Annotated in this window: 12 protein-coding genes; 1 reads left to right on the plus strand and 11 read right to left on the minus strand. The window is 38.6% G+C overall.

All coding sequences use genetic code 11. From position 1 onward, the window contains the following. Window positions 1-293 precede the first annotated feature (293 nt). From AC4MRQ_RS09230 to AC4MRQ_RS09245, 4 genes are all read right to left on the minus strand, one after another. Entirely contained in the window at window positions 294-1,493 is a 1,200-nt protein-coding gene (locus AC4MRQ_RS09230; RefSeq protein WP_491197379.1) for a glycosyltransferase, read from the minus strand. Between the two features lie 89 nt (window positions 1,494-1,582). Continuing rightward, window positions 1,583-2,695 carry a glycosyltransferase family 4 protein gene (locus AC4MRQ_RS09235; protein ID WP_491197380.1) on the minus strand — a complete coding sequence of 371 codons (1,113 nt, stop codon included), beginning with the start codon at window positions 2,693-2,695 and terminating at the stop codon, window positions 1,583-1,585. Window positions 2,696-2,912: 217 nt separating this feature from the next. Beyond that, entirely contained in the window at window positions 2,913-4,115 is a 1,203-nt protein-coding gene (locus AC4MRQ_RS09240; protein ID WP_491197381.1) for a glycosyltransferase family 2 protein, read from the minus strand. Continuing rightward, complete coding sequence (locus AC4MRQ_RS09245) at window positions 4,103-5,008, minus strand: glycosyltransferase family 2 protein (protein WP_491197382.1); 906 nt, start codon at window positions 5,006-5,008, stop codon at window positions 4,103-4,105. Before AC4MRQ_RS09245 ends, AC4MRQ_RS09240 begins: the two co-directional genes overlap by 13 nt. A gap of 270 nt (window positions 5,009-5,278) precedes the next feature. Here AC4MRQ_RS09245 and AC4MRQ_RS09250 point away from each other — a divergent pair, with 270 nt between their 5' ends. Next, window positions 5,279-6,001: a class I SAM-dependent methyltransferase gene (locus tag AC4MRQ_RS09250; RefSeq protein WP_491197383.1), complete on the plus strand. Its 723-nt coding sequence runs from the start codon at window positions 5,279-5,281 to the stop codon at window positions 5,999-6,001. 245 nt (window positions 6,002-6,246) lie between these two features. Here AC4MRQ_RS09250 and AC4MRQ_RS09255 read toward each other — a convergent pair whose 3' ends face one another. The 7 genes from AC4MRQ_RS09255 to AC4MRQ_RS09285 form a co-directional block, all read right to left on the minus strand. Then, window positions 6,247-7,578: an O-antigen ligase family protein gene (locus AC4MRQ_RS09255; RefSeq protein WP_491197384.1), complete on the minus strand. Its 1,332-nt coding sequence runs from the start codon at window positions 7,576-7,578 to the stop codon at window positions 6,247-6,249. A 62-nt stretch (window positions 7,579-7,640) separates the two neighbouring features. After that, complete coding sequence (locus AC4MRQ_RS09260) at window positions 7,641-9,005, minus strand: oligosaccharide flippase family protein (RefSeq protein ID WP_491197385.1); 1,365 nt, start codon at window positions 9,003-9,005, stop codon at window positions 7,641-7,643. Between the two features lies 1 nt (window position 9,006). Beyond that, window positions 9,007-11,160 (minus strand): GumC family protein, encoded by a 2,154-nt coding sequence (locus tag AC4MRQ_RS09265; RefSeq protein ID WP_491197386.1) that lies wholly within the window; start codon window positions 11,158-11,160, stop codon window positions 9,007-9,009. Beyond that, complete coding sequence (locus AC4MRQ_RS09270; protein ID WP_491197387.1) at window positions 11,157-11,891, minus strand: TolC family protein; 735 nt, start codon at window positions 11,889-11,891, stop codon at window positions 11,157-11,159. The genes AC4MRQ_RS09265 and AC4MRQ_RS09270 overlap by 4 nt, the downstream gene beginning before the upstream one ends. Window positions 11,892-11,940: 49 nt before the next feature. Continuing rightward, the gene (locus tag AC4MRQ_RS09275; RefSeq protein WP_491197388.1) at window positions 11,941-13,059 is read right to left on the minus strand and encodes a sugar transferase; all 1,119 of its coding nucleotides are present in this window, start codon (window positions 13,057-13,059) and stop codon (window positions 11,941-11,943) included. Between the two features lie 60 nt (window positions 13,060-13,119). Further along, window positions 13,120-13,491, minus strand: a complete 372-nt coding sequence (locus AC4MRQ_RS09280) for a response regulator transcription factor (RefSeq protein ID WP_491197389.1) — start codon at window positions 13,489-13,491, stop codon at window positions 13,120-13,122. 114 nt (window positions 13,492-13,605) lie between these two features. Further along, window positions 13,606-15,708 (minus strand): LruC domain-containing protein, encoded by a 2,103-nt coding sequence (locus AC4MRQ_RS09285; RefSeq protein WP_491197390.1) that lies wholly within the window; start codon window positions 15,706-15,708, stop codon window positions 13,606-13,608. Window positions 15,709-15,848: the final 140 nt, after the last annotated feature.

The raw sequence follows: 15,848 nt of genomic DNA on the forward strand, positions 1-15,848 counted from the left end.
TTGAATGGTTGCATTTTTTCCCTTTTGCAAAATAAAAGGATGTATCAGCCATTTTATCCAGAATCGCGGACGAGCTTGTCCTTTGGGCATTAACAGGCGTAAAACTAATGCCTTTAAACGTGGACTGTTTTTGATATATTCTTTGAGTTTCATAATGTAAATTTTAAAGTGTTCTAAGATTCGCAAGCTCTTTCTATTTCCCGCGGATTGCGCTGATTTTCGCAGATTTTTATTCATCCAAATGTATGAAGTCATTTTCAGCGTTGATCTGCGTTATCTGCGGGGGCTAAAGTTTAAGATGAAGTGATAACATGATTCAATTCGTTTTCACGTTTTGTAATTCGTTTTCCGATTTCTTTGATATTATTACTCCAGGTATGAAGTGAGGCAAACTGGATTCGTTTTTCTATTACTGACGGATCAGAATTTTCCAACTCTTTTTGGATCAATTGAACCCAATCATTCTTTGTATCGGCCAATGAAACATAGTCAGAGAAATAATCCATAGCCTCTGTTTTTGTGGCAACTACAGCTTTTCCCATTGACAGATATTCGTCAATCTTACGTGGATAGTTACCAATGGTGACATGATTGATGAGTTGCGGGTTGATGGCTACATCAAAAGTATCCAGGTATTTTGGAAGATCTGATTCAGGTTTGGAACCCAGGAAATGGACATTGTGGAACTGGTGCAAACTGCTGTTCTGAAACGCTTCATCCTCGGGACCTACCAAAACAATATTCCAATCGGCACAATGTGTGGCCAGGTGTTCAAGAATACCGATATCAAGCCGTAAAGTGTTTAAACTACCTATGTATCCAATGATCGGGGAACTGAATTGCTTTAATTCTTCCGGCACTTGATAGGTATGATTGGCCTGGTAAGCACTTGTATCGCAACCTTGCCCCACAAAATGGCTGTTTGGATTGTGTTGTAAGGCTATCTTTTCAAGAAACTCAGAATTGGTAAGCACAAGGTCTGCTTTTTTCATGATTGATGGTTCTGCCTTGACACCGTGACGTTTCCAATAATTAACAGCCAATAAGTTATCCCTTGAGTAATAAACAAATAGGGATGGTTTCAATATTTCTTTCAAATGCTGGCTGCGGAACATATCGCTGTCGCAAATATGAATATAGTCTGAGAACCCAAGCAACTTAATGGCCTTCAGGATCTCATTCCCGAGCAGATAGCTGTTGCGTTTGTTCAGATGATCAAACCACGAGCTTAAGGGCACTTTATTAATCGATGCCATAACGCATTCCGGTTGAAGTACCCACAGATTTTCTTCCACCTGATCAAGCGATGGGGTAGACGGTTTGTTATTAGATTGTCCAAGTTCTTTCAATTTTGAGATCCTGTCGGCCGGAGGATTAACAAACAGTACATTGTTGTTTTTGGCCAGTTCGGAAGCCATGTTTTTGATATTACTTCCAATGGTGATATTCCATGATTGGATGCCGGTAATAATGATATATCTATGCTGTAACATGATGTTTCGTATTAGTGTTTGACAATTGATATTAAACGTGCTGTAAATAGTCTTGATACTTTGTACTTGATACTCTGTACCTTTCCGGGTCAGACAAATGAAGTATAGAGTCTGTCAATCTTTTCAATCTGCTTTTGAATGGTACAGTTTTCTTTTACAAAGCGCTGAGCATTATCAATTAGCGAACTGATTCTTTCAGGTTTAGCTATAAGCTGCTCAACTACTTTGGCAAGATCTTCAGGATTTTTCTCCTCAATAAATTCACCGGTGATGTTCTGACGGATGAGTTCACGTGTACCATCAACAGGAGTGGCTATCACAGGTACCTTCATGGCCATGGCTTCCAGAATTCCGATTGGGAAACCTTCCCAAAGGGATGGTAAACAATACAGATCAATTGCTTTAAGTAAGGCAGGAACATCTGTTCTGAAAGGCTGAAAAGTAACATGGTTTTGAAGCCCCAGTTGAGTGACTTTATTAATGGCTTTCTCTTTTAGTTCACCTTCGCCTACCATTAATAAATGAACATTGGGGTTCTTCTCAAGAAGCAATTTAAAACCATTAAGCATGGTCATCGGATCTTTTTGGTTGGTAAACCGGACGATATAACCAATAACAAAGGCTGATTCCTTAATACCGAGCTCCTGGCGTATATTTCTATAATTCAGCTCAGGATTAAATACATGTCCATCAATAGCATTATAGATCACTTCCGATCGCTTAAGGTTAAAACGGTCAATGCCATCCTGTTGGTTGCTTTGCGATACACATATGGTTTTATCACAATGATTGGTCAGGAAATGTTCCATTTTTTCGCGTAGATAGCGAACCACAAAGGATTGATCCTGATGGAACGACCATCCGTGTACAGTATATATCAGCGGAATGTTAAGATCTTTAGCTGATTTAAATGTGTTGGACAGGGCCCTTGTTCCATGTGCATGTACCAAGTCGATTTTCTCATTGGCCATAAGTTGTTTTACCTGGTCCCAAATTCCAAAATGAAATGGTTTCTCAGTATGGATCACATGATGCTTTACTCCTTTTCGTTTCAGAGCTTCGATCATAGGTCCGTCGGTAAATGACAATACCACTGATTCATACTTTGAAGTGTTAAGGTTACCCACCAAATCCAAAACATGCGATTCGCCACCACCTATTTTTCCTTGCCGTATGGCGTGTAATATTTTTATTCGTTTCATTTTCCTGGTGTTTTAAAGTGTGAATGCTTGAGTAATTACATTTAAACTTAATTTATACCACCCGCCTTTCGGCACCCCTCCTAAAATTCAGGAGGGGAAAGTTCTGGTCATTCTCCTCCTTTTTGAAGGAGGAGTACCACGAAGTGGGGAGGTGGTTACAATTGTTAAATGCGATTATCATGATTGAGAATTAGTTATAGTTAAGGTTTTGTAGTATTTACCTAAGTTCTGCAATGCGATGAGTGGTGTGCAGAAATCGTTTATTCGCATTTTTAATTCTTAGTAAGGCAACCATTGTCAGGATAAATCCTTTGGGTAAGGACCAGATTGAGGCTAGGGTTTTTGAGTTATAAAACTCTTTTGGCGTGGCAATAGCGACAGATGAAATACTTATCATGAATGTTACCAATCCGCACCAAAACAAACCATTGAGACTGCCTTCGAAAAATAGACTAACTGCTGTAAGTAATGTAATTAACAGGGAGACGCCCATTGCTATTACTCGCGGAGGTAAAAGGAACTGAATTATTTTATCAAGGTAATTCCGGTTCGCTTTACCTTTAAGCATTTTGTTAATGCCTGATCGCAAATAAACAAACTGAGCTGATAACCAACGTCGGCGCTGATTTACAAAGCCACCTGCATCTTGTATTTTCTCATCCAAAACAACAGCTTTTTTTGAATACCCAATGGTATCGCCCTGGTTAAGGATCATCAGTTCCAGTTCTTTATCAAATCCACCAATGGAGGTGCTCTGATCTATAAGTGACTTGAAATATTGGTATTCGGCAGCAAAGCCTGATCCAATTAAAGAAGCTGATAAACCAACCGCGCGATGACCAATTCGGAAGATGTTATTATTAACTGCCTCACTGATGGCGTCAAGGGTAGCAATTCGGGTGTTTTTATTTTTCGCCACCCGGTGCCCTTGCACTATTTTGTAGCCACTGTTTAGTTTGCTAATAATATTATCAATAAAGTCAGGAGCCAATAAATTATCGGCATCCAATACCACAGTGTAATCGTAGTCTGTCTTTAATTTGGACAAAGCATAGCGGATCGACTTCGATTTTGAGCTGATTCGGAAGTAAACCGGTATAACTGTGATCTTAAGGTAATCAAGTACCTTTTGAGTAAACGGTTTAAGCTGGTCCGCTATAACAATAACATCGCATTCTGCTTGTTTAGAAGCATGCTTCTTAGCGTTTACGGCTGTTTCAATAATCACATAGTCTTCTTTATAAGCAGGTATAAGAATGGCTACCTTTTTCCTTTGCGTAACAGGATCACTTGTGTCGTTTGCATTATCGTGATAAAAAAAACTTGCAGCTGCAAAAAACAGAAAGTAAAGACCTGATAGCAAAAGAAAAGTAAGAATCAGGTAGCCGGTGATTTGAGTAATTAATATTAGAATTTCCATTGTCTTGAGGTTTTATGAGTTAGTGCACAAAAGATTGCATCAGCATAAGCATTTAAATGATTAAGGCGCCCTGATAGGGTGTAGCGAATTAGATTGGCCGGAATTGATATAAAGGTCAAATAGAGGTAACTTAAAACCTTATCAAATCCTTTACTGTGTCGTTGCATAAACTTGATCCGGTTCCGGTTCAGAAAGTAGGTCTTTAGGGTGCTGCCTTTACCTGTTGAAATAGATTCTTTATGCAGAACAACCGATTTCGGTTGCAGATAAATTTGGTAACTGGCATTTTTAATTCTTTGACTCCAGTCATGCTCTTCATAATAAAGGAAGTAGTCCTCTTGCATTAAGCCAACTTCACGGATAATTTTTTTTGGAATCATCACAGCACAGCCATGTGCAAAATTGGTTCTTTGGGGTCGGTTATATTGTCCGATATCTTGTTGTTTATGGGCTATAGCTTTAATGCGCTGCGTTACTTTATGCATAGGTGTAAAACCGGCATACTGTATATACGAAGGATTATCCCAATACTTTATTAAAGGACTAACGGCACCGATCAATGGATTACTCTCCAATAGTTCCACCATATGGTTAATCACATCACTTTTAACGACAGTGTCATTATTAAGCAATAGAATATAGTCACCTTTTGCATGACAGATGCCAAGATTGTTGCCACCGGCAAATCCAAGATTCTTCTTTGAGCGGATAATTTTTAGATTGTTGTAGTAGTCGATGGATTCAGTTTCTGCTGATGGATCATAACCATTATCCACTACAATGATTTCTACATTTGGCCAGTCAACTTTTTGCAAGGAAGCAAGCAGTTCGTTAGTTACCTGTGCTTGTTTGTAGTTAATGGTTATTATTGATACGAGCTTCTTCGTTTTCATGACCTTACATTTTTAAGTTCGGCACATAAAATTCAAGGTGCGTGCCAACGGTTGTATCTTATTGATGTTTAATGGGATGTAAAAAAGGAGTGTTCGAAAATATTATGCGAATTCTTCATTATTGAAGAGGATGAATTGAAAGCCCTTCAAAAATGAAGATATTCATCAGGATAGATAAATCTTTGAATCTTTAAAGTATAGATAATCAATGGGATGGAAGAGGTGGCATTTTCTTTGGTATTGCATATGGGAACTTAATAATTTGATATCATGAAAAGCACCAATCCAAAGTCGAGGAATCATTTAAATATAAATACAAGTGACTATGTATTAGAAGTAGGAGGAGGTCATAATCCGCATCCACGCTCCAATATTGTGGTTGATAAATTTGTAGAATCCAACTATCACCGCCAGTCTGATATTAAGGTTTTGAAACACCAAGAATTTGTTCAGGCTGATGGAGAAGATCTCCCATTTAGAACTAAAGAATTTGACTACGTCATTTCCAGTCACGTGTTAGAACATACTGAAGACCCTGAGGCTTTTTTAAAAGAACAAATGCGCGTGGCTGATCGAGGATATATTGAAGTCCCATCATTGATCGGTGAATATTTATTTCCAAAAGAGTCACATCGCTGGTTAATTCTGGAGCTTGATAATAAATTAATCCTGATGGATAAGGAAAAATACTGGTTTAAAGGTGGGCCCGATCTGGGTTTTTTATTTCTAACCTGGCTACCCAAAGTATCCATAGGTTATAAGATACTGATGGATACCAAAGCTGATTTTATGACTGTAAGATATGAATGGAATGATAAAATAGAGTTTGAAATTAATCCGACAGATGAGAAATATATCAAGTATTTTAAAGGCTATTGGGATGAGGAGATGGTTAGGCATTATTTTCCGCACCGATCTAATTTTCATGAATTTGTGAATTCAGCCAAATCCTTTTGGAACATCATTAAACGATCAGTATTCGCGCTTAAATAAAAATATTATTGGAAAACAAGGGTGATTTTTTCTAATTGATTTCGTGTCTTAAAAGCAACTGGTGAAAGGTTATAATTACTTTTCGTTGGTTGCTTTTCTTTTTTAAACTTATCCCAAATGTTCCGGAAATTCGCTTAGCGCTTTTAATGCGCTTAGCGAATTGCAGACTTGATTGCAAACTTATCCGATGAATATCTGCATCTCGTTTATATTCATCGGATAAGTAAAAAAGTGTTACTGTGTCTCTAAGCCTCCTCCTTCTCCCACTTCCTCATCAAAAAAATAAAAGCCATGCTCATATAAACAATCAAACCATTGGGCATTTGCCCCAATGCTCCACTTCCATAGGAGGCAACCATAATGCCAAACATACCGGATAGCAGAGCGATGGCTTTGATCTTGTATCGTTCATTTTTACAAAGAACCATGCTGTAATAGCTGCCATAACCCAGGATGTATAATAGTATTAACAAATGCAGACTTAATCCTACAATACCTTGCTCGGCCCAGATCTGTACATACCAACTGTCCGTTGGAGTATCAGCAAGAAAGGTGCCCGGCGAAAAACGAAGTCCCCAGTTGCCTGCTGATCCGATTCCTCCACCAAATGGCTTGTCGGCCAGGTAGGCTTTTAACTTTTGCTGGTTTTCAAAACGCACTACCAACGACGGATTGTTGGGATCCAGACCTGTTCGGAAACGCCTTATCTCATAAACACTATTACCAATGGTCGTGAATTTCAGAAAGGCAAATACACCAACCATAATCACAACACCGGCTGCCAGAACCTTAAACTTTTTACTTAATATGCTGTAAAGAGCCAAGCCGGCAAAAGGCACAGCCAGGGCTCCCCGTGTGCCGGATATGATCATGCCATAGAATGCCATAACAGCAATCAATAACCAGAAATATCTTTTTCTCGACTGCGTATGTAAAAACAACAGTCCAAACACAACGCCTGAGTAACCCATGGAACCACCATAGGTAGCTGCATCGGTAAAAAAAGAGAAAATACGCAGGCCACCCGGCAGCAAATGTGTTTTACCGCCAATGGTAGCCAGCCAGTGATTTTCCCAAGGATCGGGTCCAATGGTTTGTTGCATAATACCTTTCAATACTCCAGCAAGTGTAAACCACGCCCACCAGTTGAGCATTTTGTCCAGATCCCGCTCTTTATCAAAAACAATGAAAACCAAGGGAACCAATAAGAACATGTATAAGGAAACGCCGCGCATGGCATAGAACCATGCCACTTTGCTGGCTGCTTCGGGATTAAAGAACTGTAGCAAGGCATAGGCGTACCAGATGATGGCAACCAGGGTTAAGCCGTTCCAGGCCTTTCTCCACTGTATTTTGCGGTTAAACTGACTGAAAATCACTGATAACCACGTGAGAACTAACAAACCGTCAACAGATAAGCCAAGTGGTCCGGGCAGGTAGCGTGAAACACCCATGGCAAAGTAGTTACTGATGAATACCAATAAAATGCCATTAGCCGGATTGATAAAGACCCAGATGAGAACGGAGATAATGAACGGCAAAAGCAGTAGCACAAAACCCAGTTGTACTTGTTCCATTGCCAAAAGGAGAACAGAGGACAAAAGGATTAGTGCCAAGAAAACGATGATTACAATCTTAGCTAAGCGCGATGATGAATTTGTTTGTGAGGGCGAAGCCATTTTTTTAACTGCCTGATATTATATAAAATATAAACACTAAAATTGTTTTGGAGATGTGCGTATTCAGTGGATGAATGCCTGACATATTTCCAACCAATCAGTATGCCGATTAGTGTAAAAAGTAATGTGGCAAGTGCCACCAGTGCGAGCGATTTAAACACGAAAACAGCGACAATATCGAACAGAATGTTAAAAACCAGCATAAACGTGATTTTATAAAAATTAAGTTTGGCTTTATTCATGGCAAATAAAGCAACACCGGTAAAGCGGTCGGCAGGTAGAAAAAGGACATAGATACTAATGATGTAAAGAATAGTTTTTTGAATAGGAAGCTGATCAGCATAATTACTACCTCCCAGAATGTTTAACAATGTTTCGGGAAACAGGAATACGGCTGTAGAAATCGGGATAAAGATTAAGGTACAAATACCAATGTAAGTCATCAAATACTTAAAAAAGTGATTGCCTTTTTCTTTTAAAGCCTGTGACAGTTTAGGGTAGGCGGTGGAGGCAAAGCTTCTTAAAACCACTTCAATCATTTCAACAAACTTAAAAGGAATGGCATAGATAGCAACGGCCTCAACACCCATAAACGGAGATAATCCCAAAATTAAAGTATCTGAACTTTTTAACAGGTTACTGCCTACATAGCTTGCGGTAGAGTACTTCCCAAAATCCAGAATCTTTTTTCTATAGGCCTTATTTCCTTTACTAATGCAGCTGGCACCATCCCATTTTTTAATGATCACAATTAAACTGGTTGCAATGTTGGCTATAGTGTAAATGACTATGAGTACTTTAACCGTCATGGTTATTTCCCAAAGGATAAGTGCAGATATCAAAACCAGTATCAAACCAGCATTCAATAATTTAAGGATGGATAAGCGGGAGAAATCTGAAACACCCTGGAATACAATTGTGGCCTGATAATATGGGACATTACAAATAGCCAATATTGGGTAAAATAAAAAGATGTAGCTGAATTCATTGTCAGGAATTATCCAGTAAAGACTCCAAAAAATTACAACAGTAATTGCGCTGGTAATCAGGCTAAGCTGATACGATGCCCCTATTGCACTCTCTTTACCTTCTTGATTGTTTAACGAGATTAAACGGATGGTAGCTGCTCCGGTCAGGCCTAAGCGGAACATATCCATAAGTGTGGCTACAGTTATAAAAATCACCCATTTTCCAAAGTTGGCTGAATCCATAAACCGCACCAGAATCAGGAAGGTAATAAATGCCAATCCGGCCTGAAAAGCATTGCCACCCAACGAGTACAGATTATTTTTAATGTTTCTATTTTTTAAGAACTGTAGTAGCATGTTAGTATCTGTTAAGTAATTGATGCTTGATAAATCGTCTTAGTCTTGATCGTGATTTTGGTATTTCACCAATCATTTCTTCCATATTTTCAGGAAGAGTCTGATTTAGAACAGCAGTCGCATGAATTTGCTTCTGCTCTTCAAATTGTTCTTTAATAAAGTCATCAGACTTTGACCAGCTTCGTGAGGCTTGAACGATAACAAAGTTGAGGTGTGCCGATTGAAGTAACGCCGGATTAGTAAAGTGCTGGTTCGATAATGCAGGGATTTCTGCTATAATGACATCATTGGTGTCAAAGTTATCCACCACATCATTATAATCGGCTACATTTAATTTCTCTTGCTGCACTTGAATGTGGTGCGAGCTGTAAGTTTTACTTTCCTCGCCAAAGGATATGTGCAGAACCTTATGGTTGTAGCCTGATAGTGCTTTTACCAAGTGATCAGCTGTATAAGTTTTACCTTCTTTTTCCAGGTGACTGAACAATTGAACTATAACAGGACGATTATCTGACGAACCGATCAATTTAGAATTGATGCTGTCGATCAGCGGTTTTAGTCCTTTCATAGTTAACAGGTTCCAATCCAGTTGTTGTTGATCTTTTCGTGGAATTAAACCTGTTACTTTATAGGCATTAAGGTTTTCAAGTCTTGAAGGCGTCTTAATTGTATTATCCAATAATTCATAGCCAAAAATACCAAGCAAGGTAAACAAGAAGGTGAAGATGGCGATTACAATAACCAATAGTTTGCGTTTGGTTGGTTCAGCATCAATTGGTAAATAAGGTTCATCCAGTAGCTTCATATTAGCCATTAGTTCTTCGTTTTGCTGCTTTAGCTTTGCAAGACCCAGGTGATGAAGAATTTCCAGGTATGATTTTTCTTTTACTTCAATTTCCCGTTCAATCCTTTTTAGTGAGGCACCCAACGGAGCAAACTGATTAAACAGTTGTTCAAATTCTTTTCTTTTGGATTCCATTGCCAGCAAACGGGCTTTAGCACTTTCATAATTAATTACGGTTTGCAACCAGTTATCAAGCAGGTGATCAATGGCAATACCATCACTTCGTCTTTCATAGAAGTATAGTGAATCAATTTTATGACGTAAACTGTTTTCCAGGTTTACTTTGTTAGTTAGTAATTCACCTTTTCGCTCAGATATCTCTTCAGAAAGACTATTTCTAATTTCCAATGAGGCGATATCCTTATTCACGGAAATCAGTGACTCTCGTAAATCGATTATTTCTTTATTTTTCAGATTGATATTATATCGCGATTGGGTTTCGTCTTCCAATCTGGCAAGAATCGCTTCTGCAGCTTCAAATTCCATGACGATATCCTGTAGCTTGATTTCGATTTTTTCTTGCTGTGACGAGATATGTTTTGTTTGCTCGTAGTAGTTAATAATCTGGTTGTCTTTGTTGAAATTAAGCAGGCGATCTTCAGCGTTATCCAACTCAGAGGCAGCCTTTCTCAGTTGTTGTTCGAAATAGGCAATTACTGAACTGGCCTGATTGACTTTCAGGTTGCTATATTCTCCTAAAAATACGCTGATAAGGATATTCAGGGTATGATAAGCAATAGCCGGATCATCTGATTTGTAGGAAAGCTCAATAATATCACTGCCATCTACCTGTTTGGTTTTTAAGGACGAAATGGCTTTATGGCTGTAATGCGGGTGGTCAAAATTTAAAAGACCATATAAATAGTTCGATTTATCCTGGGATGTGTAATTTCTAAGATTCTCATAAGTTTTCTCAGCATCATCTGCAACAACAAGGTTTTTTATTTCTTCGGGAATGTTGTCATTGAGCTCTTCATATGCAGATGGTGATATAATAGAAGCATCCACGCTATTAAGCATCAGGTGCATTGATAAAAGACGTAATGATGTTTCTTCAATTACTTTGCGCGAATTAATAATGGTGATGAGGTTATTATATGCTGTTTTGGATGCAAAGAAATCCACCCGGCTATTGTTCAGGTTGTCCAGTGAAGATCCTGAAGCGATAGCTGTAAACAAGGTTGCTTTGGTTGAATAGTGCTTAGGCTGATGACCCGCAACAATATACATGATCACGGCCATTAGGATTGGTAAACCAGTTAACCACTTAAGCTGCTTACGAATGATATTGATAACGCTGTAGATGTTCATTTTTCTGTTGCTAAATTGTTAAAATCCAAACCAGTGAAACTTTCCAGTTTTTTATATTCTGACATAAAAGTGTGCTTGGCTTTCAGATAATCGTTTTTTGCCTTTCCGGTTGTTGATGATAATAGGGCAAAATCATCCAGTTCTGTACGTCCGTTTAGCAGATCCTTTTGAGCCTTTTGGTAACTGATTTCCAAGGTTTGGTAAATTTCTAAATAGGCATGCATACTTTCTTCCAGGTACTTTAAAGCATAGTACAACTCAATAATGACATGCTCTATTTGTTTCTCAGCATCCTCGCGCTGATGTTGGGCTTTCTCTATTTCAAGCTTTCTTTTTTTCAGTGTTCGCCCTCTGTTTGTTAATGCGGATAAGGGCAATTTTAAACCAACTCCGGCATAATAAGCTGTTTGCTCGTTTCGATTTAAAGCACCTGTTGTGGCTCTTGTATCAGTAGTATTGTTCTGGACAAACAAATTGTCATACATGCCGTAGTTAGCTGCTCCTTCCAGAAAGAGGTAATTCATCCAGGTACGCTTCTCAATCTGCAAGTCCTTAAGTTTTATCTCATTTTGCTTTATCTGTTCCTTAACGAATGCTGAATTTGCTATTGCGTATTCGATAACCAACTCAATTGGAGGTAACTGAGTTGGCGAAGCATCAACGGTTTCATTGCCGTAACTTGTAAGAAAACAAGCCGAAACTAAGGTGTATATGAAAATTATCTTCTTCATAATATCCACTTTTAAGTTGCATTTTGGAGGAAAATAGAATGCTGTTGATTTAAACATTCTCATGCTGGAGCATAGCAGGTAAAGTTTTCAGAATGATAACCATATCATCCAGAAAATTGAAGTGGCGGGCATATTGGATATCAAGTAATTTGCGGTCTTCTGAAGACATATCATTGCTTTTTGCACGCTGTGATACTTGCCATAAACCGGTTAATCCGGCAGGAGCAAGGAAGCGTTCGCCCCACATATCAGTGGTTAGTTTTTCTGCCTCATATAAAGGTAACGGGCGATTTCCAACAATCGACATATCGCCTTTCAGTACATTAACCAATTGAGGCAATTCGTCAATACTTGTATTTCTGATAATTCGTCCTACTTTGGTGATGCGAGGATCATTATTCAGTTTAAAGAAAGTGCGGTCTTCTTCTTCTGTTTTCTTAGCAAGATGCTCTGCCTCACTGATAGATCCGTCATCCTGGAATAATGTTGTGTTATTTGAAGAGTTGATATCTATCGTTTTTTGCTTATTAGCAGCTTGCTTATTGTATTGACCCGAGCTCATTAACTCGTTGATACGTTTGTCTGCATCCGGATACATGGATCTGAATTTAAAGAAGTCGAAAACTTTGTATCCGGCACCAACTCGTTTAGAACTGTAAAAAACAGGACCTTTCGATTCCAGGCGGATAAATAAAGCTGTCAATGCAAAAAGAGGTGTCAGCAGAATAAGCGCGATACTTGCAAAAACAATGTCAAAGATCCGTTTCCAAATCGGAATCTTAAATTCAACATGATCTGTATCTAAAGAGGAAGTCAGCAATTCTTTATGATGAAGGAAAAAGCGAATTCTTGTCTCAATTTGCTCTGCAGGCGAGTTGATATCAAATACATCAAATACTCTGCGACGTAAGTAATTGTAAAGGTGCTTGTTGCTGCCTAAAACAATTAACACTGCATTTGTATTAAGAATGGCTAGTTGAGCTTTCTGAATAAGGAAAATCTGCCTGGCATTGTTCCCATCCACCTGAAGAAAAAGGCATTGGGTATCTTCCTCAATAGTCATATTGTCATTAACATTGCCTTGTTCAGACATGTTAAAAAGCCTGCTCTTATATAATCGATTGTATACCGATTTGTTATTGCCGTAATATTTTATCTTGATTTTCATCTGTCAGGAATTTACATGGATTTGAATATCTGTTAGTTGAGTTAAGAGATGGAGGTATTATTACCCTGCCTCCAATAATTTGTGGATTCTAACCTTTAGTTCTTCAGGATTAAATGGTTTCTCCAGATATTCCGAAGCACCGGTTTTTAAGAGCTCTACTTTTTGCTGACTTTGGTTGATGCTGGACAGTACCATTATTGGTATGTGCTTGTAAATGTCACTTGCAATAATCTGCAGTATCATACTTTTTCCATCAACCAAAGGCATCATTAAATCACTGACGATTAAATCCGGGAAGTATCCATTTTGTAATAATCCCAATGCTTCTAAGCCATTTGATGCGGTTGCCACTTCGTAGTTGGCCTGAAGGATGATTTTTACAAGTGTTCTGAACTCTTGCTTATCATCTACTAATAATATCTTCTTTTTCATCGCTCTATCTTTTTGTTTTCTAAATAATGCTGAGAATCATTATCTGCCGGCGGCTCACACTTTCTTAGCACCTTTGAGATGCTTAGAAAGTTAGAGAGGCCATTCTGTAAAGGGTTAATCATTAGGTGCTTGATATATTCTGCTCTCATCTCTGTAATTAGGAAGTGGCTGGAACCAGTCCATATAAGTATATCCCCTGCTTGTTGCCCATGGAGCCATTTGCAGATAAGCCTGGGTTATATCTTCCTTTTCGTAAGGATAGTCAAAGCTCTGCGGCAGATTAATAGCCCAAGGCAGGTATTGGTCAGAGACATAATATTTACCTTGCGAGCTGTCACTATCATCATCACCGGTGCCAAGCAGATCAGTACTAGCTAATCGTGTAGGTTGGTGATTTGGCAGATGTACTTCAATTTCCCTTTGACCATCGATGATCATAAACGGGTTATAAGGCGGAGCACCTAACTCGTTAAATGTCATTGGGCTTTTAAATTGAATACTAACCAATTGCGTATCCGGCTCAACATAAGGGGTACCAAAGGTTGTGTTTACCCCGATACCAGTTCCCGGATAGGGAAGGTTATTAAATGCGTCATCAAAGTAAATGATGGTGGCAAAATCTTGTTGTATTTCTGTGCCGTTAGTTCTTAAATTCAAGAAGTCTTTCGTTATTCTTTGGCCGCTTACACTCTCTATTCTGCTATGTGACATATTGAGTTCAATACCAAAACCATTGTGATAGGAGGCACCGATTGCCCTAACCACTATTCTGGAGTCAATAGCCGTAATTTGGTTTTCTGAATTGGTGTGCTGGCAAAAATTATAATCAATCACAAGGTCATTAAAGTCGTAATCTCCTTTAGATGGCCATAGATCTTCAAATATAAGTGTGCCATAAGTATTCTCTGCAGGATAATGGTTATTGAAAGCTTTGCCGGCATCATCAGGAAATTCATCAAATGTATCAGTAACACCGTCTCCATCAGAATCTGTTGGTGTATCCACCGGTTGATAAAATGTTGTGTTAACAGCTGTAAATGGAGTAACGGTTGTATAAAAAACAGCGTCGTTAAAATCTTCATCACTGTTCTGGTCTCTTCTAATGTCTTCAAACCCCATTAATAGTAATTCATCTTCCTCATCGTAAAGCAGAACATTGTGTTTTTTAAGATCCGGATCAGGTTCGTTATTTAAGGCAATGTCTGAATAGTGTGTATATATTCCATTGCCAATTGTACCATTGCTAAAACCTTGCGCTACAATAAACCAGGCAATGGTCGTATTGGCCGGGAAAACATTTGTGTATTCCTGTGTATCCTGATCAAGATAATGCAACTGCACTTTATCACCGGAATTTAAGCCACTGTTCCACCATCCATATGAGACATTAGGGAAAATGACGGTCAAATCGTTGATGTCATCTACACTAGCCGGAGGATTTCCAATGGGGTAGGTATAATAACCAAGTGTATTCCTCCAACCGGCACCTTCATGAACAAAAGTGACCCATACTTCACAGTCCTCAATCACATTAAGATTAGCATCATTGGAGTTATTTAAATACTGGGGATGAGTTTCGGTTAATGGACTGCCTTCAGGTAGTGAAGCATTAACCTTTTCAAGTAGTTCAGCAGATATATTGTCGCTGGTTTCTTCCAGATAATCAGGTACCCCTGAGTAATCCCAGCTTCCCAATGTATGGTAACCATTAACTACATTTACTTCTGACGGAGGAGCTCCTTTTAAACGAGAGCTTTTTGTTGTCGCCTGATTTGAATTACCACCAATGGTTACATCCATCGTTTTTGCGTTGATCTTTACGGCAGTTAAAGTCGGCAATCCAACGTAATAGCTTAAAATAAAAAGACTGTCTTGCCCAATAGTACAGTTGACAACAGTATTTAAACTACCATTGTCTGTTGTACTTCCCTTAAACATTTTGTATTGATTGGCATTGGGGTTGTACGTTCCATTTGCCAAAAGGGGATTTTCTGAGAATAACTCAAGAACAGCACCTTTAATTGGCGTACTTACTGGACTAACAGCACTGATTGTTATATCCAGACTGGTAATGGTAGCAAAATCAAACCCTTCAAAGGTAGTTTCATCAGTAATTTGCGCTTCGATTGATTCAAACTCTTTCTCTAAACAACCTGATAAAAGAAAGGTCAGAAGTGAAGCAATTGTAAATGCGGATAATAGTGTCTTCTTTTTCATGATATATCGTTTCCCTTTTAGAATCAAAGGAAATACCAAATGCTGTAATGTGCACAATATCAAATTGATGTAAAATTGTCTCTGATTGTGAGTTAATCAAATATCTTCGAAAATGAAGATGTCAATCTCCGTTTTCAAGG

Source organism: Carboxylicivirga sp., assembly GCF_982718395.1.

What these genes read in the sequence shown, in the direction of transcription:
- AC4MRQ_RS09260 (WP_491197385.1), bottom strand. Translation starts at nt 9,005, where the DNA reads ATGCTACTACAGTTCTTAAAAAATAGAAACATTAAAAATAATCTGTAC.
- AC4MRQ_RS09280 (WP_491197389.1), bottom strand. Translation starts at nt 13,491, where the DNA reads ATGAAAAAGAAGATATTATTAGTAGATGATAAGCAAGAGTTCAGAACA.
- AC4MRQ_RS09265 (WP_491197386.1), bottom strand. Translation starts at nt 11,160, where the DNA reads ATGAACATCTACAGCGTTATCAATATCATTCGTAAGCAGCTTAAGTGG.
- AC4MRQ_RS09275 (WP_491197388.1), bottom strand. Translation starts at nt 13,059, where the DNA reads ATGAAAATCAAGATAAAATATTACGGCAATAACAAATCGGTATACAAT.
- AC4MRQ_RS09240 (WP_491197381.1), bottom strand. Translation starts at nt 4,115, where the DNA reads ATGGAAATTCTAATATTAATTACTCAAATCACCGGCTACCTGATTCTT.
- AC4MRQ_RS09245 (WP_491197382.1), bottom strand. Translation starts at nt 5,008, where the DNA reads ATGAAAACGAAGAAGCTCGTATCAATAATAACCATTAACTACAAACAA.
- AC4MRQ_RS09285 (WP_491197390.1), bottom strand. Translation starts at nt 15,708, where the DNA reads ATGAAAAAGAAGACACTATTATCCGCATTTACAATTGCTTCACTTCTG.
- AC4MRQ_RS09250 (WP_491197383.1), top strand. Translation starts at nt 5,279, where the DNA reads ATGAAAAGCACCAATCCAAAGTCGAGGAATCATTTAAATATAAATACA.
- AC4MRQ_RS09230 (WP_491197379.1), bottom strand. Translation starts at nt 1,493, where the DNA reads ATGTTACAGCATAGATATATCATTATTACCGGCATCCAATCATGGAAT.
- AC4MRQ_RS09255 (WP_491197384.1), bottom strand. Translation starts at nt 7,578, where the DNA reads ATGGAACAAGTACAACTGGGTTTTGTGCTACTGCTTTTGCCGTTCATT.
- AC4MRQ_RS09270 (WP_491197387.1), bottom strand. Translation starts at nt 11,891, where the DNA reads ATGAAGAAGATAATTTTCATATACACCTTAGTTTCGGCTTGTTTTCTT.
- AC4MRQ_RS09235 (WP_491197380.1), bottom strand. Translation starts at nt 2,695, where the DNA reads ATGAAACGAATAAAAATATTACACGCCATACGGCAAGGAAAAATAGGT.